At 69.5% G+C, this 24,614-nt stretch carries 23 protein-coding genes; 9 read left to right on the top strand and 14 right to left on the bottom strand.

Annotated elements, in window-relative coordinates; all coding sequences use genetic code 11:
- Positions 1–11 precede the first annotated feature (11 nt).
- Genes J4H85_RS02115 through J4H85_RS02100 form a run of 4 tightly spaced genes read left to right on the top strand, consistent with a single transcriptional unit; the run spans position 12 to position 5,293 of the window.
- Positions 12–1,313 carry a hypothetical protein gene (locus J4H85_RS02115; protein ID WP_208236429.1) on the top strand — a complete coding sequence of 434 codons (1,302 nt, stop codon included), beginning with the start codon at positions 12–14 and terminating at the stop codon, positions 1,311–1,313.
- On the top strand, positions 1,310–2,734 hold the full coding sequence (locus J4H85_RS02110) for a tyrosine-protein kinase domain-containing protein (RefSeq protein ID WP_208236427.1): 1,425 nt from the start codon (positions 1,310–1,312) through the stop codon (positions 2,732–2,734). Before J4H85_RS02115 ends, J4H85_RS02110 begins: the two co-directional genes overlap by 4 nt.
- Positions 2,735–2,747: 13 nt before the next feature.
- Positions 2,748–3,827: a polysaccharide pyruvyl transferase family protein gene (locus J4H85_RS02105; RefSeq protein ID WP_208236425.1), complete on the top strand. Its 1,080-nt coding sequence runs from the start codon at positions 2,748–2,750 to the stop codon at positions 3,825–3,827.
- A 5-nt stretch (positions 3,828–3,832) separates the two neighbouring features.
- Positions 3,833–5,293 carry a lipopolysaccharide biosynthesis protein gene (locus tag J4H85_RS02100; RefSeq protein ID WP_307863324.1) on the top strand — a complete coding sequence of 487 codons (1,461 nt, stop codon included), beginning with the start codon at positions 3,833–3,835 and terminating at the stop codon, positions 5,291–5,293.
- Positions 5,294–5,583: 290 nt separating this feature from the next.
- Here J4H85_RS02100 and J4H85_RS02095 read toward each other — a convergent pair whose 3' ends face one another.
- The 3 genes from J4H85_RS02095 to J4H85_RS14140 all read right to left on the bottom strand — a co-directional run bounded on the left by J4H85_RS02095 (position 5,584) and on the right by J4H85_RS14140 (position 7,039).
- Entirely contained in the window at positions 5,584–5,835 is a 252-nt protein-coding gene (locus J4H85_RS02095) for a hypothetical protein (protein ID WP_208236423.1), read from the bottom strand.
- 201 nt (positions 5,836–6,036) lie between these two features.
- On the bottom strand, positions 6,037–6,468 hold the full coding sequence (locus tag J4H85_RS02090; RefSeq protein ID WP_208236421.1) for a VOC family protein: 432 nt from the start codon (positions 6,466–6,468) through the stop codon (positions 6,037–6,039).
- Positions 6,469–6,511: 43 nt separating this feature from the next.
- Positions 6,512–7,039 (bottom strand): acyltransferase, encoded by a 528-nt coding sequence (locus J4H85_RS14140; RefSeq protein ID WP_279592001.1) that lies wholly within the window; start codon positions 7,037–7,039, stop codon positions 6,512–6,514.
- Positions 7,040–7,154: 115 nt separating this feature from the next.
- Here J4H85_RS14140 and J4H85_RS02080 point away from each other — a divergent pair, with 115 nt between their 5' ends.
- The 4 genes from J4H85_RS02080 (at position 7,155) to J4H85_RS02065 (ending at position 10,845) form a co-directional block, all read left to right on the top strand.
- A complete protein-coding gene (locus J4H85_RS02080) occupies positions 7,155–8,363 on the top strand; it encodes a Coenzyme F420 hydrogenase/dehydrogenase, beta subunit C-terminal domain (RefSeq protein ID WP_208236418.1) in 1,209 nt (402 codons plus the stop codon).
- Complete coding sequence (locus J4H85_RS02075) at positions 8,360–8,986, top strand: low molecular weight phosphatase family protein (RefSeq protein WP_208236416.1); 627 nt, start codon at positions 8,360–8,362, stop codon at positions 8,984–8,986. The genes J4H85_RS02080 and J4H85_RS02075 overlap by 4 nt, the downstream gene beginning before the upstream one ends.
- Positions 8,987–9,136: 150 nt before the next feature.
- Positions 9,137–10,702 carry a sodium-dependent transporter gene (locus J4H85_RS02070; protein WP_208236413.1) on the top strand — a complete coding sequence of 522 codons (1,566 nt, stop codon included), beginning with the start codon at positions 9,137–9,139 and terminating at the stop codon, positions 10,700–10,702.
- Positions 10,699–10,845: a hypothetical protein gene (locus J4H85_RS02065; protein ID WP_208236411.1), complete on the top strand. Its 147-nt coding sequence runs from the start codon at positions 10,699–10,701 to the stop codon at positions 10,843–10,845. The genes J4H85_RS02070 and J4H85_RS02065 overlap by 4 nt, the downstream gene beginning before the upstream one ends.
- Positions 10,846–10,852: 7 nt before the next feature.
- On the opposite strand, the gene J4H85_RS02060 is transcribed toward J4H85_RS02065, so the two are convergent.
- The 11 genes from J4H85_RS02060 to J4H85_RS02010 form a co-directional block, all read right to left on the bottom strand.
- Positions 10,853–12,016: a glycosyltransferase gene (locus tag J4H85_RS02060; protein ID WP_208236409.1), complete on the bottom strand. Its 1,164-nt coding sequence runs from the start codon at positions 12,014–12,016 to the stop codon at positions 10,853–10,855.
- Complete coding sequence (locus J4H85_RS02055) at positions 12,016–12,927, bottom strand: hypothetical protein (protein ID WP_243893298.1); 912 nt, start codon at positions 12,925–12,927, stop codon at positions 12,016–12,018. The genes J4H85_RS02060 and J4H85_RS02055 overlap by 1 nt, the downstream gene beginning before the upstream one ends.
- 9 nt (positions 12,928–12,936) lie before the next feature.
- Positions 12,937–14,046, bottom strand: coding sequence for a Gfo/Idh/MocA family protein (locus tag J4H85_RS02050; protein ID WP_208236407.1), 1,110 nt, complete (start codon positions 14,044–14,046; stop codon positions 12,937–12,939).
- On the bottom strand, positions 14,043–15,197 hold the full coding sequence (locus J4H85_RS02045) for a DUF1972 domain-containing protein (RefSeq protein ID WP_208236404.1): 1,155 nt from the start codon (positions 15,195–15,197) through the stop codon (positions 14,043–14,045). Before J4H85_RS02045 ends, J4H85_RS02050 begins: the two co-directional genes overlap by 4 nt.
- 3 nt (positions 15,198–15,200) lie before the next feature.
- On the bottom strand, positions 15,201–16,643 hold the full coding sequence (locus tag J4H85_RS02040) for a sugar nucleotide-binding protein (protein WP_208236402.1): 1,443 nt from the start codon (positions 16,641–16,643) through the stop codon (positions 15,201–15,203).
- Positions 16,640–17,650: a dTDP-glucose 4,6-dehydratase gene (rfbB, locus tag J4H85_RS02035; protein WP_208236400.1), complete on the bottom strand. Its 1,011-nt coding sequence runs from the start codon at positions 17,648–17,650 to the stop codon at positions 16,640–16,642. The genes J4H85_RS02040 and rfbB overlap by 4 nt, the downstream gene beginning before the upstream one ends.
- The gene (gene rfbA, locus J4H85_RS02030; RefSeq protein ID WP_208236398.1) at positions 17,647–18,516 is read right to left on the bottom strand and encodes a glucose-1-phosphate thymidylyltransferase RfbA; all 870 of its coding nucleotides are present in this window, start codon (positions 18,514–18,516) and stop codon (positions 17,647–17,649) included. Before rfbA ends, rfbB begins: the two co-directional genes overlap by 4 nt.
- Positions 18,517–18,686: 170 nt before the next feature.
- Entirely contained in the window at positions 18,687–20,090 is a 1,404-nt protein-coding gene (locus J4H85_RS02025; protein WP_208236396.1) for a dihydrolipoamide acetyltransferase family protein, read from the bottom strand.
- Positions 20,091–20,117: 27 nt separating this feature from the next.
- A complete protein-coding gene (locus J4H85_RS02020) occupies positions 20,118–21,107 on the bottom strand; it encodes an alpha-ketoacid dehydrogenase subunit beta (protein WP_208236394.1) in 990 nt (329 codons plus the stop codon).
- Positions 21,104–22,297, bottom strand: coding sequence for a thiamine pyrophosphate-dependent enzyme (locus J4H85_RS02015; protein ID WP_208236392.1), 1,194 nt, complete (start codon positions 22,295–22,297; stop codon positions 21,104–21,106). The genes J4H85_RS02020 and J4H85_RS02015 overlap by 4 nt, the downstream gene beginning before the upstream one ends.
- 49 nt (positions 22,298–22,346) lie before the next feature.
- Positions 22,347–23,432: a histidinol-phosphate transaminase gene (locus tag J4H85_RS02010; RefSeq protein WP_208236390.1), complete on the bottom strand. Its 1,086-nt coding sequence runs from the start codon at positions 23,430–23,432 to the stop codon at positions 22,347–22,349.
- Between the two features lie 292 nt (positions 23,433–23,724).
- Here J4H85_RS02010 and ehuB point away from each other — a divergent pair, with 292 nt between their 5' ends.
- A complete protein-coding gene (ehuB, locus tag J4H85_RS02005) occupies positions 23,725–24,612 on the top strand; it encodes an ectoine/hydroxyectoine ABC transporter substrate-binding protein EhuB (RefSeq protein WP_208236389.1) in 888 nt (295 codons plus the stop codon).
- Positions 24,613–24,614: the final 2 nt, after the last annotated feature.

Here is a 24,614-nt window from a genome sequence, read left to right as displayed (position 1 = left end):
GGGTGGAGCACATGAGCACGGTCGCCATCGCACTCGGCGGTCTCGCCGCTGCGGTGACGGCCGTGCTCGTGCTGCGGGCGGCGCCGCGGATCACGGTCGTGGCGTGGATCCTCGTGCTGTGCTTCGTGCCGATCTGGGTGGGGGTGAGCGTCGGACCGTTCTGGTCGGCGATCACGCTCATGACGGTGCTCGCGATCGTGACGTGCTCGGGATCGATCGAGCTCTCGCCGGCCGACGGACTCATGGCGGCGTTCTTCATGCTCGTGGTCGTCCAGTTCGCGCTCGGCATGACCTCGCTCGCGGGCGCGGTGAGCGCGGTCACCGAGTGGCTCATCCCGTACCTGTGGGGCCGCCTGATCCTCACCCGGGTGAGCCAGGAGTTCCTGTTCCGCGCGATCGCGCTCATCGCGGGCGCCGCCGCGGCCCTGGCGCTCGTCGAGGCCTTCACGGGGACCAACCTCTTCGTGCTCATCACGTTCGGCTCGGACAGTCTCGCGAGCGTCTGGGCGCCCCTCCAGCCGCGCGGCGGCCTCATCCGTGCGGAGGGCGCCTTCGGGCACTCGATCGCGCTTGGAGCATCGCTGTCGATCGCCGCGGCGTTCGTGCTCGGCACGAAGTGGCGCCTGCAGATCAAGCTCGCGCTGCTCATCCTCATCGCTGCAGCGATCGCGATGACGCTCAGCCGGATCGGGCTCGTCACCTTCGTGATCACGGTGGCCCTCTCGGTGCTCGTGCTTCCCGGTCTCTCCCGCGGCGCGCGAGCGGTCACGATCGCGGCGGGGCTCATCGCCGCCACCGTGATCGTGCCGTTCGTCAGCCGCGTCTTCCTGGAAGCCGGCACCGAAGCGGGCGGCAGCGCCGATTATCGACTCGATCTGCTCTCGATTCTGCAGGTGCTGCAGCCGATCGGCGCAGCCCCCGACATCACCGGCCTCACGGTGCACGGCGACTACCTCGGGTCCTTCGCGCGCTCGATCGACAACGCGCTCCTGGTCACGGCGATGCGGGTCGGCTGGGCGCCGACCCTGCTGCTCATCGCGGCGCTGCTGTGCGCGACGCTGCCGATCCTGAAGCGCGGGCGGGCGAACGCCGCCAGCATCGCGGTCGCCGCGCAGCTGCCCGGCCTGTTCGCCGTGGCGTTCATCACGCAGTACTCGACGTTCTTCTGGTTCGCGGCGGGTCTCGCCGTGTCGCTGAACGTCGCCGCGCGACGCCGGCCGCTGCCCGCCCTGGGTGCGCAGCCCCACGACTTCGCCGAACGACTCGTGTCGTCGGCTGCTCGACCGATGCCGATCAGGGGAGGATCACGGTGATCGAGAACACATCCGCATGGACACTGGGGACGATCTGGACGTCGCTGAAGAAGCGCTGGTACATCGTCGTCGTCATCACGGCGATCGGGGGGATCGCCGGGATGACCTTCTCGCTGCTCGCGCTGCCGGTCTTCCAGTCGACCGCGACGCTCTTCGTCTCCATCAATCAGGGCAGCACCGGCACCGACCTCAACCAGGGCACCACGTACGCGCAGAATCAGATGCAGTCGTACGCCCAGCTCGCCACGTCGTCGCGCGTGCTCGATCCGGTGATCCAAGATCTCGGTCTCGACACCGATGCGCAGGAGCTCGCCCGTCAGGTCGAGGTCGTGAGCCCCACGAACACCGTGATCCTGAGCGTCACCGCCTCCGCCGGCTCGCCCGACGGAGCTGCCGCGGTCGCGAACGCGATCGCCGAGCAGCTCGCCGACGCCGTGCAGGAGGTCTCGCCTCGCAGTGCGGAGGGCGCCCCATCGATCACCGCATCGATCGTCGACGCGGCCGAGAGCCCGCGCTTCCAGGTCTCGCCGAACAAGCCGCGCGACACGCTCCTCGCGACCGCCGTCGGGTTCCTCGCCGGTATCGCCGCCGCCCTCGTCTACGGGGTGCTCGACACCCGCATGCCGAACGCCGCGGCACTGAAGGCCGCCGTGCCGCTGCCGGTGCTCGGTTCCATCTCGCGCGTGCCGGGCGGCAAGCGCGGCGTCGGCCTGCTCGTCGCGCAGGAGCCGCTCGGTCGCGCGTCCGAGGAGTTCCGTCGCGTGCGGTCGGCGCTCACCTACGCGGGGGTCTCCGAGCGGCTGCAGCGCATCATGGTGACGTCGACGGCCGAGCGCGAGGGCAAGTCGACGTTCAGTGCGAACTTCGCGCTGACCCTCGCCGAGGCCCGCAGCCGCGTGCTGCTCATCGACGCCGACTTTCGCAAGCCGCGGATCGCCGATCTCTTCGGCGTGGAAGGCGCCGTGGGGCTCACCTCCGTGCTGCTCGGGGACGCTTCGTTCGAACAGGCGAGGATCGAGCGGAAGAGCACCACGCTCGACCTGCTTCCCGCCGGCACGGTGCCGCCGAACCCGTCCGAGATGCTGGCCTCCGAGGCGATGCGCCAGCTCATCGATGCGGTCACGCCGCAGTACGACTACGTCATCATCGATTCGCCGCCGATCCTGAGCGTCGCCGACGCGAACCTCACCTCGCCGCTCGTCGACGGGGCGGTGCTCGTCGTCGACGCCGGGCGCACCCGGCAATCGCAGCTGGTGCACGCCGTGACGAGCTTCGAGACCGCAGGCGGCCGGATCGCCGGTGCCGTGCTGAACAAGGCGCGTCAGCGGCGCAACGCCGACGGATACTATGTCGAGGCGAGCCGGCCGACCCCGGCGCACCTGGCCAAGCCGTCGCGCCGAGCCGCCCGCGTGCGGGTCTGAGGCGCGACGCATCATGCGCATCCTCATCGCCTGGGCGGACGATGTCTCCCCCAACCTCGGTGTCCGCGTGCTCGGGCGCGGATCCATCGACCTCATCTCGTCGGTGCACCCGAGTGCCGAGTTCGAGGTGCTCAATTACGGATCACGGCCGGCGGCGGTCCCCTGGTCGCCTCGGTCGCTGCTGCGGCAGCGCCTGCGACCCGGGTCGCCGATGATGGAGTGGCTCTCATCCTTCGACGTGTTCTGGGACACCCGGTCGGGCGACAGCTTCGCCGACATCTACGGCATGGATCGGCACCTCACCATGTCGCTCATCCACGAATTCGCGGCGCAGGCCGGTGCGCGATGCATCATGGCCCCCCAGACCATCGGGCCCTTCGGCCGATGCACCGCACGCGCGCTCGCGTCGCGCTCCCTGAAGCGGTCCAGCCTCGTCTTCGCCCGGGATCCGCGCAGCGCGGAGGCCGCGGCAGGGCTCGGGCGCCGCGTCGACGCCACCACGACGGACCTCGTCTTCGCCATCGACGCCCCGCCCACCAGGGCGCCGCATGATGTCGTCCTCAACGTCTCGGGGCTGCTGTGGCAGCAGAACCCGCACGTGGACCACCAGGAGTATCGCCGGGCCGTGCGCCTCATCATCGCCGGTCTCCGCGCCGACGGCCGCTCCGTCACGCTCATGCCGCACGTGCTCGCCTCGCGCGCGCACGACAGCGACATCGCCGCCGCGCACGAACTGCAGGTCGAGTACGCCGGCGAACTCGACCTGCTCGTCCCCACCGATCTCGACGAGGCGCGCAGCGCGCTCGCCGGTGCGCGCATCGTCATCGGGGCGCGCATGCACGCCTGCCTGAACGCGCTCTCCACCGGCACCCCGGCGATCGCGATGGCGTACTCCCGCAAGTTCAGGCCGCTGCTGGCCGAGCTCGGCTGGGAGTACGTCGTCGACGTCGACGACGCCATGACCACCAGTCGTGCCGTGCTCGCCGCGACGCGGTCGCCCGGGTTGGCCGAACGCGCGCACGAGGTGCGGGCCGAGGGCCGATCCCGGATCGACCGATTGCGCCCGGCCGTCGCTGCGCTGCTCGCGGGGTGAGCGCCGTGGCCACGACCGACACGCTCGCGCACTCCGCCGCTCGCGGCGCGATGTTCACCATGGGCGCCCAGCTGGCCCGGATCCTGCTGCAGCTCCTCTCCGTGGTGATTCTCGCGCGCCTCCTTTCCCCGCACGACTACGGTCTACTCGCGATCGCCCTGGTCGTCGTCGGCGTCGGCGAGATCTTCCGCGACTTCGGACTCACCTCGGCGTCCGTCCAGGCGCCGACGCTGACGGACGGTCAACGCGACAACCTGTTCTGGATCAACTCCGCACTCGGCACCGGACTCGCCGCGATCGCGTTCGTAGCGGCCTGGCCGGTCTCATTGCTGACCGGGCAGGGCGAACTGCTCGGGATCCTGCAGGTGCTGGCCCTCGTCTTCGTCGTGAACGGGATCGCGACGCAGTACCGGGCGCAGCTCATGCGAGCCCTGCGGTTCCGGGCACTCGCGATCGCCGACATCGTCTCGGCGACGCTAGCGCTCAGCGGTGCCGTGGTCGCGGCGCTCCTCGGCGCCGGGTACTGGTCGCTCGTGATCCAGCAGCTCGCGGCAGCGACCGTGCTGCTCGTCATGCTGGTCGCGTTCGGGCGCTGGCGTCCGCGCCGGTACGCGCGCGTGCACGAAGTGCGCGGTCTTGTCGCGTTCGGCTGGCACCTCGTCGTCACCGGCCTCATCACCTACGGCGCCGCGCAGATCGACACGATCGTCGTCGCCGCGAAGTTCGGCACCACGTCGCTCGGCCTCTACAATCGGGCGTTCCAGATCGTCATGACGCCGCTCAACCAGATCCGCTCCCCGCTCACCAACGTCGCGCTCCCCGTCTTCTCGCGGGCGCAGGAGCATCGCGAGCGGTTCGACAGCTTCGTCACCGCCGGACAGCTCGCCTTGGGGTACGCGCTCGGACTGCCGCTGCTGCTCGTCTGCGGCATGGCGGAACCCGTCGTCGCGCTCATGCTCGGCCCGCAGTGGGAGGGCGCGACTCCGCTGCTGCGCTGCTTCGCGATCGCCGGCGCCCTGACGACGCTCTCCTTCGTCGGCTACTGGGTGTACGTCTCCCGCGGCCTGAGCCGCCAACTGCTGCAGTACTCCCTCGTGTCCACCGGCATCCGCGCGGTCTGCATCATCGTCGGGTCGTTCTTCGGCGTGGTCGGCATCGGCATCGGGTTCGCGGTCGCCCCCGCGATCGCCTGGCCGCTCTCGATCTGGTGGCTGTCGCGCATCACGACGCTGCCGGTGCGAGCCCTCTACACCGGCGCCCTGCGCATGCTCACCGTCTCCGCGGTCGCCGCGCTCACCGCGTGGGCGGCGTCGACGGCGGCCATGCCTGTCGCGGGTGCTTGGGTCGCGCTCGGCGCAGGACTCGCGGCGGCGAGCGCGGCACTGGGTCTCTTGCTGCTCGTCCCCGCGATCCGCCGCGACGCACGCACGCTCATCGGCTTCGGTCGGCTCATGCTGCGCCGGTAGGGTGAGGCCGAGAACGAGGGCGACGGATTCCCCGGAGCTCACAACCCGCGCGAACCCCTCTCCTGCGCTCGTCCGGCCCCCGTGCCCGATCCACAGAAAACGGTCTCGGCGCTCTTCGCCCTGGTCAACCTGCCGGTCAATGTTCGGGTGATGTGGCGACGCAGAGCGACGATCATGGGCACTCGCGATGCCGCGCCTACCCAACAATGGTAGACATTCACCCCTCCCGGTTGGAGAGGCCTGAGCTCAGCATCTATCAGGCCGAAGGATGCCAACGAACGATGGGGTGATCAGTAGTTGTAGACGATCATGCCAATATATGCGCGTTGGTACGTGTTCCACTCGCAGGGGTACTGGGCGCCGATCTGGCCCGCGAGTTGCTTGACTGCAGTGCGGTACTCGGCCTGGCACGCCGCCAGCGTGCTGCGAGTGATGGTGTAATTGGTCGCATCGGCGTGTGCGGCGGGTGCCAGTACCACCCCTGCACCCCCAGCGAGTCCCAGAGCGAGTGCGAAAGAAGTGAACTTCGCTGTGATCTTCATGGTTCCCCCGATCTCCATCATGTCTTCTGGGCGCAATCGTAACGGGGCCCCCGGACAAGTGCCACCAAGCCGATGAGTCACTACGCGGTCGCTCGTGATGCTCGCCCAAGCCGGAGGGAGTGCCGAGAGGTGTCGGTCACGAGTGACACTCGGCTCGCCCGCCTCCCGCAGCGCGCCGTTTCCGGTACTCGAGTCAGTGAACTATCCGAAGCTCACCGCCCCATCGGCACCGATACTCCAGCCGGGGTTGTGCGCGATCTCCCACACCACGCCGTTGGGGTCCGCGATGTGCCCGTGGAAGATGCCGCCGAATGCACTCTCCTGCGCGGGCTTCAGGATCGTGCCTCCAGCAGCTTCGAGCGCGGCCAGAGTCGTGGCCACGTCATCGCGCTCAGGCACATTGTGGGAGAGCGTGACCCCGCTGACACCGCTGGTCGATCGGCCTCGCAGGAGGTCGTGGTCGAACTTCGCCGTATCGAAGAGGCCGAGCACGAGTCCCGGCGCGACCTGGAAGAACAGGATCTCACCGGGTTCGTCGTGCAGCGGAGTCCATCCGAGCCCGCTGCAGTAGAACTCGCGTGCGGCATTCAGGTCGGCCGTGGCGAGCGTGAGCACATGCAATCGTTGGTCCATACGCGGCAGTGTCTCATCGTCGCCGTCGCAGTCACCGCCCGGTTCACGCGACGGGTGCGCTCGCGACGGGCAGATCCCGCTTCTTCTCTGCCGGCACGCCGCCGTACAGGGCGTTCGGCGCGCAGTCGCGGGTGACCACGGCACCCGCAGCGACAACGGTGCCGTCCCCGATCGTCACACCGGGCAGGATCGTGACGTTCGCGCCGATCCAGCAGCCCGCGCCGATGGTGACGGGGGCCGTCACCAGGGCTCCGGCCCGGGCGCCGCTCGGCCCGACCTCGTGGGTCGAGGTGCTCACCGTCACCCGCATCGCGAGGTAAGCGCGGGGGCCGATCGTGATCGGGGCGTGCGTCGAGAACAGGCACCCCGTGTTGATGAACGCACCGCGTCCGATCGTGAGCCGCCGACTCCCGATCCACACGCCCGGCGAAATCGTGCTCGGCGCGACGTCCGCCCCGTAGGCGCGCAGCAGTCGCCAGCGCAGCGGCACCGGAATCAACGACGAGCTCACGACCGTGTTCAGCACGATGTTGCGCCACAGACCGGGCCACCAGGATCGAAGTCGCGACATGGCGTCAGTGTACTCCGGGACACGCTCAGTTCCGCGGAATCGTGCGGAAGCCGACCCGGGTCGCGATAGGGTGGCCGCAGGGAGAATGGGCTCCCGGCACAGGGGAGACGACGCAGTGAAGACGGTCCGCGATCAGGTGACGCAGGTGGTGTCCGCCGACGCGTGCTCGGGATGCGGCGTGTGCACGATCCTCGACCGCGGCCTCACCATGGCACTCGACGACGCCGGCTACCTGCGCCCGACACCCACTGCCCCCGTCGACGAGCGGGACGGCGCGGCAGAGCGATTCGCCCGCATCTGCCCGGGCAAGCAGATCGTCGCCCAGCGCCCCGCCGGAAGCACGCGGCACCCGCTGCTCGGTTCGTACTTCGCGGTGTGGGAGGCGTGGGCGGTCGACCCCGAGATCCGGCACCGGGCGAGCAGCGGCGGGGCCCTCACCGCACTGCAGGGCTGGCTGCTCGAGACCGGTCGCGCGACGCAGGTCTCCACCGCGGCAGCCGACCCCGCACGCCCCGTCCGCACCGTGCCGATCCGACTCATGTCGAAAGCTGAGGCGCTCGCTGCGGCCGGTTCCCGCTACGCCCCGGTCGGCGTCGGGCAGCTCGCGACAGCCGATGCGAGCCACGCCATGACGGCGAAACCCTGCGAAGCCTCAGCCGTGCGGGCCTGGACGAACACCGAGGGTGAGGCGCCGATCCTGCTCTCCTTCTTCTGTGCCGGAACTCCGAGCCAGCAGGCGACCGAGCAGCTGGTGCGCGACCTCGGCGGCCCGAAACCCGAAGCCGTCACCGACCTCTGGTACCGCGGGCGAGGGTGGCCAGGACGCTTCACCGCGGTGTCGGCCGACGGTGAGGTGAGCACCGACTACGACAGCTCGTGGGGGCGCGCCCTCGGCCCGACGACGCAGTGGCGCTGCAAGATCTGTCCCGACGGCGTGGGCGAGTCCGCCGACATCGCCGCGGCCGATTCGTGGGAATCCGATGAGCGCGGCTACCCCACCTTCGGCGAGCGCGAGGGCCGCAGCGCGCTCATCGCGAGAACCGAGCGCGGGCTCGAGATCGTGCGCGCCGCCCACGCCGCCGGCGTGATCGAGGTGCGCCCGCTCGACCCGGAGCAACTCGCTGCGGCTCAGCCCCTGCAGACCGCGCGACGCCAGTACCTCGCTGCCCGCCTCTGGGGGGCCCGACTCGGCGGTAGGTCCGTGCCGCGATACCGGGGGTTCCGCTTGCTGAAGCTCTCGGCCGAGCATCCGCGACTCGCCGTCCGCGCCCTCCGCGGCACCCTGCTGCGCCTCAGAGCCGCACGACGAAAGGACGACGCATGACGGGATCGGTCCTCTTCGTGTGCGCGGCCAACGTCTGCCGTTCACCGCTCATGCGCTACACCTTTCTCGGGTCGACGGCGCGCGACGACTGGGCGGCGGCGAGCGCCGGCATCTCCGCGCGCCCCGGCGCGGCGATGTGCGATCTCGCCCGGTCGGCGGTGCGCGACCCAGCGGCTGCCGCGCTCGCCGCGGAGCACCGCTCCGCATCCGTCGACGAGGCCTTCGCGGCACCGGGTCCCGCCCCGGACCTCGTGATCGTCGCCTCCCGCGCTGAACGCGCGGCGCTCGCGACGCGCGATCCCGACCTCCGCCCGCGGCTCTTCACGCTCTCCGAGGCCGTGCTGCTCGGCAGGATCGTCGCCGCGCGGCAGAACGACGGACTGGCGGTTGACACGTCGCGCGGCGCCTACGCCCGGCTCTTGGATGCGCAGCGCGGCATGCTCGTCGTTCCCCGCCCCCCGCGTCGACGCCCATGGTCCGGGGGCGCGTCGACCGGGCACCCGCTCGACATTCCCGATGATCATCACCGCAGGCGCGGCCCGCACATGGCGACGCTGAAGCGGGTGAGAGCCGAGACGGAGGAGTTCGCCTCCCAAGTGCAGATGCTCGCGCACGAGGCCTGAGCACCGCCTCAGGTGGACGGGAATACGCGCACCGCATTTGCGAAACTTCGCGACAGGTGCTTTCTTTGAACGCCGACACAGATTACGCTCTGGGTCTGACGCCGGCACGGATCGCGTCGACGAGGACCCCACCCCGGCGGAAGGAAAGCCATGACAGCAGCAGACCCCCGAGCGGCGGTCCCGCAGCGCGAGCAGTGGACGGGGCAGGTCGGCTTCATCCTCTCGGCGCTCGGCTCCGCCGTCGGCCTCGGAAACATCTGGCGCTTCCCGGGCGTCGCCTACGAATCGGGGGGCGGGGCGTTCCTGATCCCCTACGTCGTGGCGCTCATCACCGCGGGTATCCCGATCCTGTTCCTCGACTACGCCATCGGCCACCGGTTCCGTGGCTCGGTCCCGCTCGCGCTCAAGCGCCTCGGCGGCAAGCTCGGCGAGGGGCTCGGCTGGTTCCAGGTGGCGATCTGCGTCTTCATCTCGATCTACTACACCGCCGTGCTGGCGTGGTCCTCGAGCTACTTCGTGTTCTCCTTCGACCTGCGCTGGGGTGATGACACCGCCGGCTTCTTCACGGGCGACTACCTGCAGACGGCCGCGAGCCCGTTCACGCTCGACTTCGTGCCCGCCGTGATGATCCCCTTGGCGATCGCGTGGATCGTGACGCTCGGCATCCTCGCCGCCGGCGTGGTCAAGGGCATCCAGCGCGCCAACATCATCTTCATCCCGCTGCTGATCGTCGGCTTCCTCATCCTCGTCGTCTACGCACTCACCCTGCCGGGCGCGATGGACGGACTGAACGCCTTCTTCACACCCGACTTCGCGGCCCTCGCCGATCCGAACGTGTGGATCGCCGCGTACGGACAGATCTTCTTCTCGCTGTCCGTCGCGTTCGGCATCATGATCACGTACTCGTCCTACCGCCGCAGGCGCTCCAACATGACCGGCGCGGGGCTGGTCGTCGCCTTCGGCAACTCGTCGTTCGAGCTGCTGGCGGGCATCGGCGTGTTCGCCACACTCGGGTTCTTCGCCTTCCAGCAGGGCGTCGGGATCGCCGAGCTCGAAGGGCTCACCGGCGTCGGCCTGTCGTTCATGACCTTCCCGGCGATCGTCAGTCAGATGCCCGGCGGTGCGTGGTTCGGCGCGCTGTTCTTCGGATCGCTGACGCTCGCGGGTCTCACCTCGCTGATCTCGATCCTCGAGGTCGTCATCGCGTCACTGCGGGACAAGTTCGGCTGGACCAGGCGGAACGCCGTGCTCGGTTTCGGCGGTATCCTCGCGGTGATCTCACTCGTGCTGTTCGGCACGACGTCGGGTCTGACCGCGCTCGACACCATCGATGCGTGGTCGAACCAGTTGGGCATCGTCGCGTCGGCGGTCGGCATGACGATCGTCGTGATGTGGGTCAGGCGGAAAGGCCCGGAACTGGCACGGCACCTGAGTGCGGTGTCGACCTTCAAGGTGGGCATCCTCTGGCAGATCTTCACCTCCGTGCTCGCCCCGCTGGTGCTCGGCTACATGTTGATCGCAAAGATTGTCGACTTCCTGCAGAACGGGTACGAAGGGTACGACACCTGGTACCTCTGGGCCGCCGGCTGGGGCAGCCTGCTGATCATGCTGGTCGCAGCGTTCGTGCTGCCGCAGCTGCGCTGGCGTCACGACCCGGAGAAGTTCGAGGTCTGGCCGACCGACGCACAACTCGGAACGAAGGGAGGCGCACGATGAGCGCCATCGCCATAGCCTGCTTCATCGGCTCCGCCGTGATCATCTGGGGCGGACTGGTCGCGAGTGTCATTTTCCTGTCGATGAAACCCTCGGTCGAGGTCTACCCCGACGGCGGGATCGACGCGGACGGCACCGAGGAGTAGCGGGCGGCTAGTCCTCGCGCCCCAGCCGCTCCGCCGCCTCGACGAAGCGTCCCCGGAACTCGACGGGGTCGTACCAGCGGCGTGCGAACTCGGCGGTCGCGAGCGCCGCGGCTCTCGAGGCCTTCCAGTGCTCACGCACTCCGGTGAGCGCCGTAGCGATCGCGCGAGCGTCGTCGTTGGGAACACGTATCGCCGAGGCGAGCCCCGCCGATGCCTCGTGCAGTCCCGTGTGATCGGCGACGATCACCGGCCGTCCGCTGAGCGCGGCCTCGATGACCACGTTGCCGAACGACTCATCGGCCCGCGAGGGCACGACGACGACGTCGGCTGCGGCGAGCGCCGGCCACACGGAGGGCTGGAATCCGGCGAAACGGATGCGCTCCCCGAGTCCGCTCTCCTCGGCTCGTCGCGCGAGGTCCTCGGCGTACCATTCGTATCCCGGGAAGACGTCGCCGACGAGCTCGACCTCGATGTCGATCCCGCTCTCGTGCACCAATCGCGCCGCCGCGATGACGAGATCGACGCCTTTGCGCGGTGAGAGCCTGCCGACGTACACGACGCGGAGCGCCCCGGTGATGGCGGGACGGGGTGGCGTGGCGGGGCCGGGGTTCGCGACGCCGTTCACGACCGTCGCCACGCGGTGCCTCCGCTCGAGCGACGGAGCGGAAGAGGCCAGGCGGCTCGTCTCCGAGTTGTAGATCACCCCGTTCGCCCGGCGGAGCGGCGCGAGCAGCAGTGCTCTGGCGACGCGAGACAACGATGCTTCCGCCTCGTGCACGTACACGATGACCGGAACTCGAGACATGCGGGCTGCGAGCGTCCAGAACGGGATCGTGAGCGTGTTCGCCAGCACGAACCGCGGGCGCACGTCGGCGATGAGCCGGCGCATGCGCGGCAGGTCGACGACGATGCGTCTGACCAGTCCGAGCAGACCCAGCGGTCGCAGCATGCGCTTCCGGATCACCGGGGTCGACAGCACGCGCACCTCCGCCCCGGCGCCGCGCATCTCACCGGTGAGCGGCCCGTCGACCGAACACGTGACGACCACGCGGGAGCCGGCGCGGATCAGCGCACGGGCCGCTTCGAGCACCATGCGGTCCGAGCCGTAGAGATCGGCAGACGGGTTGGCGATCAGCACCGTCGACGCGCCGTGCCGAGGCGGGGGTCGCATCACTCCCTCACCGAGAGCAGGGGCCAGTGCTCCTCCACGAGACGCACGGTCGAGGCGATGTGCTCACGACTCGAGGCGCCGAACACGATCGACTCGAGATTCGGCAGACCGCACACCCACTCGATGGCTTCGCGGGGCGGGATCGCGCCGCTCGCGAACACCGACATCGCGACCGCGCGGAACGGCCGCGCGCGCATCGCCTCGAGATAGCCGTCGACTCCGCCGGACATGCGGAAGCCGAGCGCGTTGATGTTCGCGCACACGATGGGGTTCACCACGCCGACGCGGTCGAGGTCGTCGAGCAGGCGGGGCAGGTTCATCGTGATGAACCCGGGTTCGGCACCGTACCGGTCGCGCACGTAGTCGGCGAAGATGCGCAGGGCGTCGGTGAACCCGAGCCCCGAGAGCAGGTCGACGACGACGTTCTGCAACCAGATGACCGGAGTGGACAGCCCGGAGAACATCTTCAGCTCGGCGTCGATGAGCAGCGTAGTGAGGCCCTCGATGTCCTTCTTCGCGAACGATGACGTGCCGCGCATGACGCTGTCGAGCAGCCCGTCGTTCGGCAGGAACTTGCGCACCGCCCCCAGAAAGCCCTCCTCGGTCACGGCGTTCGCGTACTTGTGCGCGTAGGGCATGCACGGGTAGAACTGCAGGTCGTCGTAGCGCTCGGGGGCCGCGCGCACCCGATCGGCGACCTCGGAGATCCGGTCGTGGGTGGTGCACATGAACGTGCGCACGCCCTCATCGATCGCGCCGTCGAGCACGCCCATGACCGCGTTCAGGTCTTGGAACCGCATCTGCTGCGCCCTGGCCTTCTCTTCGGACATGTGATTGACCCCGAAGAACTGGTTGTCCCCGAACAGCAGTCGGTCCATCGTCCGCGTCGTCTGCGTCGTCAGCGTACTCATGATGTGCTCCTACCCCTCTCCGCGCAGCGCGCTGAGCGCTGACGCGAACCGTCCACGTTTCACCGGCGTCGCCGCGGGCACGCTGTCCGTGGCGAGTCGCGCGTCCTCGCGACCCGCGTCCTCGCCGATCATCGAGATGACCCGGTCCGTGAGCGCGGCGGACGGGAAGTCGTTCATGCCGGTCACGTCGCGGTCGCGCACCCGCTGCACGAAGTGGTCGAGCTGCGCGCTGTACTCCTCGCCGCGCAGATAGAACCAGGGCGTCTCGGTGAGATCCGTGGTGTAGCGCACGTTCCATCCCGCGCGGTACCCGTCGGGGATCGGCGCGGTGTCCCTGAGATACACCTGCACCTCCTGCCGATCGGCGAAGATGCGGCCGTGCGGGCCCCAGAGCGAGATCTTGGTCGTCATCTTCCGCTGCGACTCGTCCGACCAGTTCGCGATGATCTGCGCCGTGCCCGTCGCGTAGTGCAGCGTGCTGGCGACGGCGTCGTCGATCTGCGCGGAGAAGATGCTCGTGAGCTGGCTGCCGCTGACCGATTCCGGCTGCCCGAGGTACCACGAGAGCAGGTCGAGCGGGTGCGCGGCGTAGTCGTACAGGCACCCGCCACCGGTCGAGCGCTGGCTGCGCCAGGTGCGTCCGGCGGGTTTCAGCACGACGGGACCGTAGGCTTCGGCGAGCGCGGTGTTCACGGTGCCGATGGCGCCGTGGTCGAGCAGACGCTTGACCTCGCGGAACGCGCCGACGAACCGGTTGTGATACCCCACCTGCGTGACCCGGCGTTCGGCAGCGGCGAGCGCCGCGATCTCGGCGCTCTCGGCCGGATCGATCACGAGCGGCTTCTCGCAGAACACGTCGATGCCCCGCGCGAGTGCCGCCCGGATCATGCCGGCGTGCAGGTGGGTCGGCGTGGCGACGATGACCGCCTGGGGCTTCGCCTCGTCGAGCATCCGGTCGAGATCCTTGTAGGTGGCGACGCCGGTGTATTTGGCGAGCAGGTCGAGCAGATACCCCGTGGCGTCGCAGACGCCGACGAGGTTGACCTCGGGGTGCGCGCGGACCATCGCCAGGTGGGAGAGCCCCATCTTGCCGAGTCCGACCACTGCGACGTCGATCATGAGTGCGCCTCCTGTGCGTGATGTGCGGGTGCGGGTCGCTTGCCGATCGCGGTGAAGAGCGCCCGCTCGTACTGGGCGCCGATCTGCTCCCAGGTGAATTCCTGCTGGTGCCTCGACCGGCTTGCCGCTCCCATGGCGCGGCGCGCCGCGGCGTCGGGAACGAGTGCGTCGAGCAGGGTCGAGAGGTCGTCGGCGTCGGTGAAGTACGCGTTCTTCGGGCCGGCGACCCAGCGGTTGTAGGCGTTGCCGTGCGCGATCACCGGGTTGCCGGCGGCCATCGCCTCGACGAGCGAGGGGTTGGTGCCGCCGACGGTGTGTCCGTGGAGGTAGGCGGCCGCGTGGAATCGCAACGCGCGCGTGCGCTCAGGCTCGAAGATCGCTCCGACGAACCGGACCTCGTCCGATGCGGCGGCCTTGACGGCCACGTGGTACGGATCCTGATCGCCGAACGGGCCGACGACGACGAGCGGCATGCCCCGGCGCGTGCGCGACCACGCGGTGACGATCTCGAGCACCGAGTTCTCGGGGATCGGCCGGCAGACGACGATCCCGTACGCGCCGGGCGTCAGGCCCAGCTGCTCGACCGGTCCCGTATCGGCGCGGTGCACCTCGTGGGCGCCGTAGGTGATCGTCTGCACGCGACGCCGACCGAAGTGCCGGCGCAAGTAGGTCGCGATCACGGGGTGATCGGCGATGAGCACGTCACCGACGCACCCGGCGATTCGCTCGTTCGCGAGCAGGATCCCCTGCTTCAGCAGCCCCCAGCGTTTCCGGGTCCACTCCATGCCGTCCATGTTGATGACGTTCGGGATCCCGCGGAGGCGCGGAACGATGTTGTACAGCCCGGTGTTGTATCCGAAGGTGAGCCAGACGTCGCCCGGTCGGTGCGCGGCCATCGCGTGCCGGATGGAGGTGAGGTCGAACGCCGACGTGCCCCGCCAGCCGTCGCGCGGCTCGCGGATCATCACCCGCTGCATGCCGTTCCACTCGTCCACCTCAGTGGGGCCGCTGCCCGGCAGCTGACAGTAGACGACGACGTTCCAGCCCTGGTCGCGCAGATGGAACCCGATGTTCTCGGCGGCGGTCTCGAAACCGCCGTACGCGGCGGGCACGCCGTGGGTCCCGAGAATGCGTACGGTCGGAGGCACCATGGTTCAGCCTTCCTGTTCAGGGGCGACCGCGACGCTGCGGTCCGCCTCGAGATATGCGGCGAGCGCGTCCGCGACATCGCGCGGCGCGTACCCGGTCGCGGTGATCCGGTCGAGCGCCAGGAGACTGTTGCGCGGCCGTGGAGCCGCCTGCCTGCCGCCGAAGTAGTACTCGGTGGAGACCCTGGTGACGCGGTTCGGATCGTGCCCGAGCATCCGGAACACGTTCCGAGCCACGTCGGCCCACGAACCGGCGGGCCCTCCGCCCGTCACGTGGTAGGTCCCAGCGTCGGGGCGGGTGACGAGCAGGTGTCGGATCGCGGCGGCGAGGTCGGTCGCGAAGGTGAGGCGACCGACCTGGTCGTCGACGACCGAGGGGTCCACGCCGCATGCGGCGAGCGAAGCCATGGTGCGCACGAAGTTGTCGCCGTCGCCGACGACCCAGCTCGTGCGCACGACGTAGTGGTCGGGCAGCAGCGCGACGAGCGCCTCGCCCGCAGCTTTGGTCTGCCCGTAGACGCCCAGCGGGGCGACCGGGTCGGTCTCGCGGTACGGTTCGTGCTGCATGCCGTCGAAGACGTAGTCGCTCGACACGTGCACGAGGGTCAGCCGGTGCATCGCGGCCAGGTGCACGAGGCGGGCGAGGCCGGTCACGTTCACCGCCCAGCATGCGGCGCGCCCCTCGGGTGTCTCGGCCGCGTCGACCGCGGTGTAGGCCGCGGCGTTCACGACCGTGTCGTAGTCGCTCCAGCGCACGGCATCGAGTGACGCGGCATCGCTCAGGTCGATGCGGGAGCGTCCCGCGAAATCGGCTTCGGGCAGGGTCGCTCGGAGCGCGCGACCCAGTTTCCCGTCGGCGCCGAGTACCAGTGTGCGCCGCGGCCGCATCGGAGTGACGTCGGCGAGGCGGGGGTGGGTGAGGTCGCGCTCGGAGCGCTCGCTCTGCGCGAGGGGGATCGGCCAGGCGATCCCCGTCGCCTCGTCCGCGAGATTGAGGAAGGTGTAGTCGCCCTGTGCTTCGGCGCTCCAGTGTGCGTTCACGAGATACACGTAGGCGGTGTCGTCCTCGAGCGTCTGGAACGCGTTGCCCACGCCCCGCGGCACGAACACCGCAGTGCCCGGATCGAGCTCGACGGTGAACGCGGTGCCGAACGCCGGCCCCTCGCGCAGGTCGACCCAGGCGCCGAAGATGCGACCGGACGCGACCGAGACGTACTTGTCCCACGGCTCCGCGTGCACGCCCCGGGTCGTGCCGCGCGTCGCGTTGTACGAGATGTTGTGCTGCACCGGTCCGAAATCCGGGAGCCCGACGGCGACCATCTTCTCGCGCTGCCAGTTCTCCTTGAACCAGCCCCGGCCGTCCGCGTGCACCGGCAGGTCCACGACCCGCAGGCCCGGAATGGGGGTGTCGCGGACGGCGAGCGCCCGCGTCGTCCACTCGGCGCTCACGGCTGCAGCTCCCGTTCGCGGTACTGCGCTTCGGTGGCCGCCTTCTGCGGACGCCACCAGCGCTCGTTCTCGCGGTACCAGTCGATGGTCGCCCGGAGACCGCGTGCGAAGTCGCCGTGCTCGGGCCGCCAGCCCAGCTCACGGGTGAGCTTCGATCCGTCGATGGCGTAGCGCAGGTCGTGGCCCGCGCGGTCGGGCACACGGTCGTAGGCGTCCACGGACTCCCCCATCGTCGTGAGGATCATCTCGAGCACGGATCGATTGTCGCGCTCCCCGTCGGCGCCGATCAGGTACGTCTCGCCGATGCGCCCCGCCTCGATGATGCGCAGCACCGCGGAGGAGTGATCGTCGGCGTGAATCCAGTCGCGCACGTTGCGGCCGTCGCCGTAGAGCCGCGGCCGCTCGCCGCACAGCACGTTCGTGATCTGCCGCGGGATGAACTTCTCGACGTGCTGGCGCGGACCGTAGTTGTTCGAGCAGTTCGAGATCGTGGCGCGCACCCCGAACGAGCGGACCCAGGCCCGCACCAGCAGATCGCTGCCGGCCTTCGTCGACGAGTACGGCGAGGACGGGCGGTACGGTGTCCGCTCGGTGAAGCGCGCCGGATCGTCGAGCGCGAGATCGCCGTAGACCTCGTCGGTCGAGATGTGGTGGTAGCGCCGGTCGTGCCGGCGCACGGCCTCGAGGAGGGCGAACGTGCCGCCGAGGTTGGTCGCCACGAACGGTGCCGGATCGCGCAGCGAGTTGTCGTTGTGCGACTCGGCGGCGTAGTGCACGACCACGTCGGCGTCGCGCACCAGCGCGTCGACGAGTGCCGTGTCGCAGATGTCACCGCGCACGGTCGTGACGCGGTCGGCCGGCAGGCCGTCGAGCGATGCCGCGTTACCCGCGTACGTGAACTTGTCGAGGACGGTCACGGTCGCGTCGGTGCGCGCGACGAGGTGGTGCACGAAGTTCGAGCCGATGAACCCTGCTCCGCCCGTGACGAGAAACCGCTGCCCGCTCATCGCGCGTCCTGCAGCAGTCGGAGCAGGTAGTCGCCGTATCCGCTCTTCACGAGGGGTGCCGCGAGGTCGGCGAGCTCGCCGTCGTCGATCCAGCCGTTGCGCCAGGCGAGCTCTTCGACGCAGCCGATCTTCAGCCCCTGCCGCTCCTCGATCACGCGCACGTAGTCCGCCGCCTGCATCATCGAGGCGAAGGTGCCGGTGTCGAGCCAGGCCGTCCCGCGATCGAGCACCTGCACCTGCAGCTTGCCGGCGCGCAGGTAGTGCTCGTTGACGGTGGAGATCTCGAGCTCCCCGCGATCGCTCGGTGCGATGCCCTTCGCGATCTCGACGACGTCGCTGTCGTAGAAGTAGAGGCCGGGCACGGCGTAGTTGCTCTTCGGTCGCTCGGGCTTCTCCTCGATCGAGAGGGCCCGGCCGGCGTCGTCGAACTCGACGACGCCGTAGGCGCAGGGATTGGCCACGTGATAGGCGAAGATGCGCGCGCCGTCGATGTGGGCGTGCTCCTGCAGAGCGGTGCCGAGACCGCTGCCGTGGAACAGGTTGTCGCCGAGCACGAGCGCCGCGTCGTCGCCGCTGAGAAAGTCTTCACCGATGACGAACGCCTGCGCGAGTCCGTCCGGCGACGGCTGCACCGCGTACTCGAGCCGCATGCCCCACGCCGACCCGTCGCCCAGCAGCGCCCGGAACTGCGCATGGTACTCGGGCGTCGTGATGATGAGCACCTCGCGGATCCCCGCCGCCATGAGCGTGCTCAGCGGGTAGAACACCATCGGCTTGTCGTACACCGGCATCAGCTGCTTCGAGATGCCGCGCGTGATCGGCCACAGGCGCGTGCCGGAACCACCGGCGAGAACGATGCCGCGCACGTCGACCCCCCACTTCGTGAGATCGGACTTCCCCGATCCAGACCCCTTGAACTCGGCCGTTGGTCAACCGAGCGATCTGAATCGTCTCACGCGTGCAGCGCGTCGAATCGGGAGTTACGCAAATCCCACGTAGCCGGATTCTCCGCCATCGAGCGGAGCATTCGGCGGGTCTAATCGAGCAGCAGCGCCGGCTCCTCGAGCACCGAGGCGACGTCGGCGACGAACCGCGACACCACGTCGCCGTCGACGATGCGGTGGTCGAACGAGCCGCCCACCGTCGTCACCATGCGGGGGCGCACCTCGCCGTCGACGACCCAGGGCTTCTCGCGGATCGTCCCCATCGCCATGATGCCGCACTCGCCGGGGTTCAGGATCGGCGTGCCAAAGTCCATGCCGAAGACGCCGATGTTCGTGATGGTGATGGTGCCGTGCTGCATCTCGGCCGGCTGCGTGCGCCCGTCGCGCGCAGTGATCGTGAGCTGCTCGATGGCGCGAGCCAGATCGAGCAGGCTGAGATCCTGCGCGTCCTTGATGTTCGGCACCACGAGTCCGCGGGGCGTCGCCGCGGCGATGCCCAGGTTCACGAAGTGGTGGCGGATGATCTCGGTCTCGGTGAACGTCGAGTTCACCTCGGGGCTGCGGCGCACGGCCCACAGCATCGCCTTCGCGAAGATGAGGAGCGGCGAGACCTTGACCCCGGCGAAGTCGGTCGAGCTCTTCAGGCGCTTCACGAACTCCATCGTGCGCGTGGCGTCGACCTCGGTGAAGACGCTCACGTGCGGCGCCTCGAACGCGCTCTCGACCATCGCCTTCGCGATCTGCTTGCGCATGCCCTTGAGCGGCACCCGTTCCTCGCGCGCGGGCGACGCCTCGGGCGTCGAGATGTTGCGGAAGAGACTCGCCTGCGTCGCGTTCCGCACGACGTCGTCGCGCAGGATCTCGCCGGCGATCCCCGAGCCGTTCACGCCGCTGAGATCGACACCGAGATCTTTCGCGAGCTTGCGGATCGGCGGCTTCGCGATGATCGGACTCGCCTCGGCCACCGGGATCGGGGCCTGATGGATCGGCGATCCCGTGAGCAGCGGCTCGCCGCCGTGGCGACGGCGGCTCTTGACGGCGCCGCCGGTGCCGTACCCCACGAGCACGGCGCCGCCCGCGTCATCGGACTCGGCCGCGGTCTCGGTCTCGGTCTCGGTCTCGGTCTCGTGGGTGACGCTGGCCGCGGCATCGGCGACGGCTTCACGGGTCTCGGTGTCGCCCGCGGCGGCCGCGGCGTCGTCGCCGACCTCGCCGACGGCTCCGGCACCGTCGCGCACGTCGGGCTCTGCCGCGTCACCCGTGCGCACGCGCAGGATCGGCTCCCCCACCGGCACCGTTTCGCCGACGGCCGCGATGAGCTCGGTGACGGTGCCCGTGAACGGCGACGGCAGTTCGACGAGCGATTTCGCCGTCTCGATCTCGCAGATCACCTGGTTGAGCTCGACGGCGTCGCCCGGGGCGACGTGCCACGTGACGATCTCCGCTTCGGTGAGCCCCTCCCCGACATCGGGAAGGGGGAACGTCATGTCGGTCATCGATGCTCCTCGGTCATGGGGTGCGGGTCAGTAGTGCATGGTGCGGTCGACGGCTTCGAGCACGCGGTCGGCGTCCGGCAGGTAGATGCCCTCCAGCTTGGCCGGCGGGAACGGCACGTCGTAGCCGGAGACGCGGAGCACGGGGGCTTGCAGCGAATAGAAGGCGTGCTCGCCGATGTGCGCCGCGATCTCGCCGCCCACGCTCGCGCCGCCCTGCGCCTCCTGCGCCACGACCACGCGGCCGGTCTTGCGCACGGAGGCGAGCAGTGGCTCGTAGTCGATCGGCGAGACGCTGCGCAGGTCGATGACCTCGAGGCTGACCCCTTCGGACTGCGCGACCTCGGCGGCCTGCAGCAGGGTCGTGACCATGGCGCCGTAGCCCACCACGGTGACGTCGGTCCCCGGGCGCGCCACGCGCGTCGTGTGCAGGGGCGCTGAGGGCGCTGACGGATCGACCTCGCCCTTCTGCCAGTACTTCGCCTTCGGCTCGAAGAACAGCACCGGGTCGGGCGAGGCGATCGCCTGCTGGATCATCCAGTAGGCGTCGTTCGGCGTCGACGGCGCGACGACCCGCAGCCCTGGCGTATGCGCGAAATAGGCCTCGGGGCTCTCCTGGTGGTGCTCGACCGCCCCGATGTGCCCGCCGTACGGCACCCGGATCACGATCGGCATGGAGACCGCCCCGTCGTGGCGGCTCGTGATCTTCGCGAGCTGCGTCACGATCTGGTTGAAGGCCGGGAAGATGAAGCCGTCGAACTGGATCTCGAGCACGGGCCGGTACCCGTTCATCGCGAGTCCGATGGCGCTGCCCACGATGCCGGCCTCGGCGAGCGGGGTGTCGAGCACGCGCGCCGACCCGAACTCGGCCTGCAGCTTGTCGGTGACCCGGAAGACGCCGCCGAGCGGACCGATGTCTTCACCCATCAGCAGCACACGATCGTTCTCGGCCATTGCCGCGCGCAGGCCCTCGTTGATGGCGCGAGCGAGGGGCAGCGTGGTGCGCTCGGTGAGGCTCATGCGCGACCCCCATCCGTCTCGGCGAACGAGGATTCGTAGCGGGCGAGCCACTCGCGCTGCTCTTCGACGCGCGGGTGCGGCTCGGTGTACACGTGCGCGAACATCGAGTCGGCCTCGGGTTCGGGCAGGGTCAGAATCTGATCGCGGAGCGTGCGCGCCTCAGCGGTCGCCCACGTCCGGGTCTCCTCGAAGAATGCGTCGTCGATACCGAGCGAGCGCAGGTACCCCTCGAATCGCGCGATCGGGTCGCGCAGCTGCCACGCCTCGAGCTCGCCCGGTTCGCGGTACCGGGTCGGGTCGTCGCTCGTCGTGTGAGCGCCGATGCGGTACGTGAGCGCCTCGATGTAGCCGGGTCCGCCGCCTGTGCGGGCCTCGCGCAGGAAGCGGCGTCCGACCGCGAATGCAGCCAGGGGATCGTTGCCGTCGATCTGCACGCTGCGCATGCCGAAGCCGAGCGCACGCCGATACAGCGGGGTGCGCGACTGACGGGTCACCGGTACCGAGATCGCCCAGTGGTTGTTCTGCACGACGAAGACCTCGGGGGTCTGGTAGCTGGCCGCGAAGATCAGGGACTCGTTGGCGTCGCCCTGACTCGTGGTGCCGTCGCCGTAGAAGACCATGGTGGCGTCGCCGGTCTCGATCGCCGGCTCTCCGGCATCGAGTACCGTGCTGCCCGCGCGACGCTTCGCATCGAGCACCTGACTGAGCGCATACCCGGTGGCGTGCTGCGTCTGCGCGCCGAGCACCAGGGTGTAGAGGTGGAAGTTGCCGTTGGCGGGATCCGTCACGTCCCAGCCGCCGTGCGACAACCCGCGGAACTGCGCGGCCACGTTCAGCAGACCCACCCCGCGCACGTGGGCGACGAGGTGCTCGCGGTAGGCGGGGAAGATGTGGTCCTGCGGCTCTGCGGCGCGCGCGAGCCCGACCTGGCAGCCCTCCTGCCCCACGCTCGGCACCCAGAGTGCGAGCTGGCCCTGCCGCTGCAGGTGCGTGCACTCGGTGTCGAACGCGCGCGTCATCACCATGTCGCGGTACCACTGCCGGAGGTCGTCGTGCGTCGCCGCATCCAGCTCGTCGGCGAATGCCTCGGCGGTCGCGGACGGATCGTATGCGCCGGCGTCGTCGAGGAAGCGGACGGGCTCGGGGTCGCCACCGGCCTGCGGTGCGGGGGGTGTGAACTGCTCGATCATCTCGACCCAGTGTAATCGGGGGTCATGGCGATGCCGGGATATGCAGGGACTACCCGAGAAACGCACCGACGATGCGCAGCACTTCGTCGATGCTCTCGCGCTCCCCTACGGAGATGCGCACGCCGTCTCCGGGGAACGGGCGCACGAGGGTGCCGCTCTCCGAGAACGCTGCGGCGAGCGCCGCCGTATCGATGCCGTGCTCCCCCTCGGGGATCCAGACGAAGTTGCCCTGCGCCTGGGGCACGCGCACCCCGAGGTCCGCGAGGCCGGCGACGAGTGCGTCGCGCCGGGTCACGATCTCGTGGATCCGGCGATCGTGCTCGGCCTGCGCCTCGGGCATCATCGACGCCCGCGCGGCGACGTCGGCGAGGCCGGTGACGGAGAGCGGGATCGCCGTCGTCGCGGCGGCCGACAGGATCGCGGGGTGGCCGACGGCGTAGCCGATGCGCAGCCCGGCGAGGCCGTACGCCTTCGAGAAGGTGCGCAGCACCACCAGGTTGGGGTGCTGTCCGAGCACGTCTTCGCCGCGGACGGCCTCCGGGTCGGTGACGAACTCCCGGTACGCCTCGTCGAGCACGACGAGCGTGGTGGCGGGGACGCGCGCCATGAACCGGTCGAAGTCGGCGCGGCGCACCGCGGGACCGGTCGGGTTGTTCGGGGAGCAGACGAGGATCACGCGGATGCGCTCGGTAATGGCCTCGGCCATGGCGTCGAGGTCGTGCTCAGCCGCGCCGGTGAGCGGCACGCGGACGGCGCTCGCGCCCGAGGCGAGTCCGAGCGAGGGGTACGCCTCGAAGCTCGGCCAGGCGTGCAGGTACTCATCGCCCGTCGTCGCGGCGGCGTGCACCAGTTGATAGAGGATCGCCACGGAGCCGGCGGCGAGGTGGACGCGATCCGCCGTCACCCCGAATTTCGCGGCGATCGACTCGCGGAGGTCGGGCATCGCGGCGGCGGCGTACCGGTTGATGTCGTCGCGTCCCGAGATCGCCGCCAGCACGCTGGGCAGCGGGTCGAACGGGTTCTCGTTGCTCGACAGCTTGTACCCCGGACGGGTCGGGGCAGCGCCCTGCCGATACGCGGGAACCGACAGCACATCGGCTCGCATTCGGACGGGCACGTCATTGTGATCGCTCATGGTCCTCCAGTCTAGCGAGCGGACGCGGGCGTCGGCGCCTGCGGTTTCACATCGTGGGATCGGGATCCCGCGACACGCACATCCGCGCGTTTCTGGCTTCCCATCGGCCTTTTTGATACGGGATCCGCTTCCGGTAACGATTGCACAACTGAGTCGGGGGTTTCGGGGGAAACCCGCTTTACTGGGCAGCACCCGTTCCGTATCGTGGCGTCCGTTCGCACCGAAGCGGGTCTGGAGGGTGCGCACCGCTGCACCGGACCGCACCACGACGATGAGGAAGACAGGCACGTTCATGACGGCATCACGCACGTACACGAGGATCGCGCTGGCCGCCGCCGGCGTCACAGCACTGGGGCTGACGGCATGCTCGGGCGGCGGCACCGAAGCCTCAGGCAACACGCTCGAGCAGATTCAGGAGGACGGCACCGTCACCCTCGCCATCGCCGAAGAACGCCCCTATTCGTGGGTCGGCGACGACGGAGAGCCGACGGGCGCCACGATCGCCATGCACGAGCAGATCTTCGCCGGCCTCGGCGTCGACAACATCGAGGTGCAGGAGGTCGACTGGAACTCGCTCATCCCCGGGCTCAACGCCGGGCGGTTCGATGCGATCAGCGCCGGCATGTCGATTCTGCCCGAGCGCTGCGAGCAGGCCGCGTTCAGCGATCCCGAGATCATGTACACGACCGCACTCACGGTTCCGGCAGGCAACCCCGAGAACCTGCAGACGCTCGACGATGTGCTCGCGCAGGACGGCGACCTCACCCTCGCCGTGCAGTCCGGCGCGATCGAGGAGGGCTACGCCCAGGATCTCGGCATCGCGAACACCATCACCGTCGATGACACCCAGTCGGGCATCGAGGCGGTGCAGAGCGGTCGGGCCGATGCCTTCGCCCTCACCGGCGTCTCGCTCAACTGGATGACCGAGGACATGGACGACGTCGAGGCGACCGAGCCCTACGTTCAGGTGATCGACGGCGTCGAGCAGATCGGCGCCGGCGCCACCGTCTTCCGCCAGGACGACACGGAACTGCTCGAAGCTTACAACGAGCAGCTCGCGACCATCACGAGCGATGAGCAGTCCTACCTGGGCCTCGTCGAGGACTTCGGATTCACCGCTGAGAACCTGCCCCCCGCCGATCTCACCACCGAGCAGCTCTGCTCCGGCGAGCTGGGCTGAGC

Origin of the sequence: Leucobacter tardus (assembly GCF_017583045.1) — a bacterium.
In the GTDB taxonomy this organism is placed as follows: Bacteria; Actinomycetota; Actinomycetes; order Actinomycetales; family Microbacteriaceae; genus Leucobacter; species Leucobacter tardus.
This window is presented reverse-complemented; position numbering and strand designations above follow the sequence as displayed.

What these genes read in the sequence shown, in the direction of transcription:
- J4H85_RS02045 (WP_208236404.1), bottom strand. Translation starts at nt 15,197, where the DNA reads ATGGTGCCTCCGACCGTACGCATTCTCGGGACCCACGGCGTGCCCGCC.
- J4H85_RS02090 (WP_208236421.1), bottom strand. Translation starts at nt 6,468, where the DNA reads ATGGACCAACGATTGCATGTGCTCACGCTCGCCACGGCCGACCTGAAT.
- J4H85_RS02060 (WP_208236409.1), bottom strand. Translation starts at nt 12,016, where the DNA reads ATGCGACCCCCGCCTCGGCACGGCGCGTCGACGGTGCTGATCGCCAAC.
- J4H85_RS02070 (WP_208236413.1), top strand. Translation starts at nt 9,137, where the DNA reads ATGACAGCAGCAGACCCCCGAGCGGCGGTCCCGCAGCGCGAGCAGTGG.
- J4H85_RS02095 (WP_208236423.1), bottom strand. Translation starts at nt 5,835, where the DNA reads ATGAAGATCACAGCGAAGTTCACTTCTTTCGCACTCGCTCTGGGACTC.
- J4H85_RS02075 (WP_208236416.1), top strand. Translation starts at nt 8,360, where the DNA reads ATGACGGGATCGGTCCTCTTCGTGTGCGCGGCCAACGTCTGCCGTTCA.
- J4H85_RS02065 (WP_208236411.1), top strand. Translation starts at nt 10,699, where the DNA reads ATGAGCGCCATCGCCATAGCCTGCTTCATCGGCTCCGCCGTGATCATC.
- J4H85_RS02020 (WP_208236394.1), bottom strand. Translation starts at nt 21,107, where the DNA reads ATGAGCCTCACCGAGCGCACCACGCTGCCCCTCGCTCGCGCCATCAAC.
- J4H85_RS02015 (WP_208236392.1), bottom strand. Translation starts at nt 22,297, where the DNA reads ATGATCGAGCAGTTCACACCCCCCGCACCGCAGGCCGGTGGCGACCCC.
- J4H85_RS02025 (WP_208236396.1), bottom strand. Translation starts at nt 20,090, where the DNA reads ATGACCGACATGACGTTCCCCCTTCCCGATGTCGGGGAGGGGCTCACC.
- ehuB (WP_208236389.1), top strand. Translation starts at nt 23,725, where the DNA reads ATGACGGCATCACGCACGTACACGAGGATCGCGCTGGCCGCCGCCGGC.
- J4H85_RS02010 (WP_208236390.1), bottom strand. Translation starts at nt 23,432, where the DNA reads ATGAGCGATCACAATGACGTGCCCGTCCGAATGCGAGCCGATGTGCTG.
- J4H85_RS02055 (WP_243893298.1), bottom strand. Translation starts at nt 12,927, where the DNA reads ATGAGTACGCTGACGACGCAGACGACGCGGACGATGGACCGACTGCTG.
- J4H85_RS02050 (WP_208236407.1), bottom strand. Translation starts at nt 14,046, where the DNA reads ATGATCGACGTCGCAGTGGTCGGACTCGGCAAGATGGGGCTCTCCCAC.
- J4H85_RS02115 (WP_208236429.1), top strand. Translation starts at nt 12, where the DNA reads ATGAGCACGGTCGCCATCGCACTCGGCGGTCTCGCCGCTGCGGTGACG.
- rfbB (WP_208236400.1), bottom strand. Translation starts at nt 17,650, where the DNA reads ATGAGCGGGCAGCGGTTTCTCGTCACGGGCGGAGCAGGGTTCATCGGC.
- J4H85_RS14140 (WP_279592001.1), bottom strand. Translation starts at nt 7,039, where the DNA reads ATGTCGCGACTTCGATCCTGGTGGCCCGGTCTGTGGCGCAACATCGTG.
- J4H85_RS02105 (WP_208236425.1), top strand. Translation starts at nt 2,748, where the DNA reads ATGCGCATCCTCATCGCCTGGGCGGACGATGTCTCCCCCAACCTCGGT.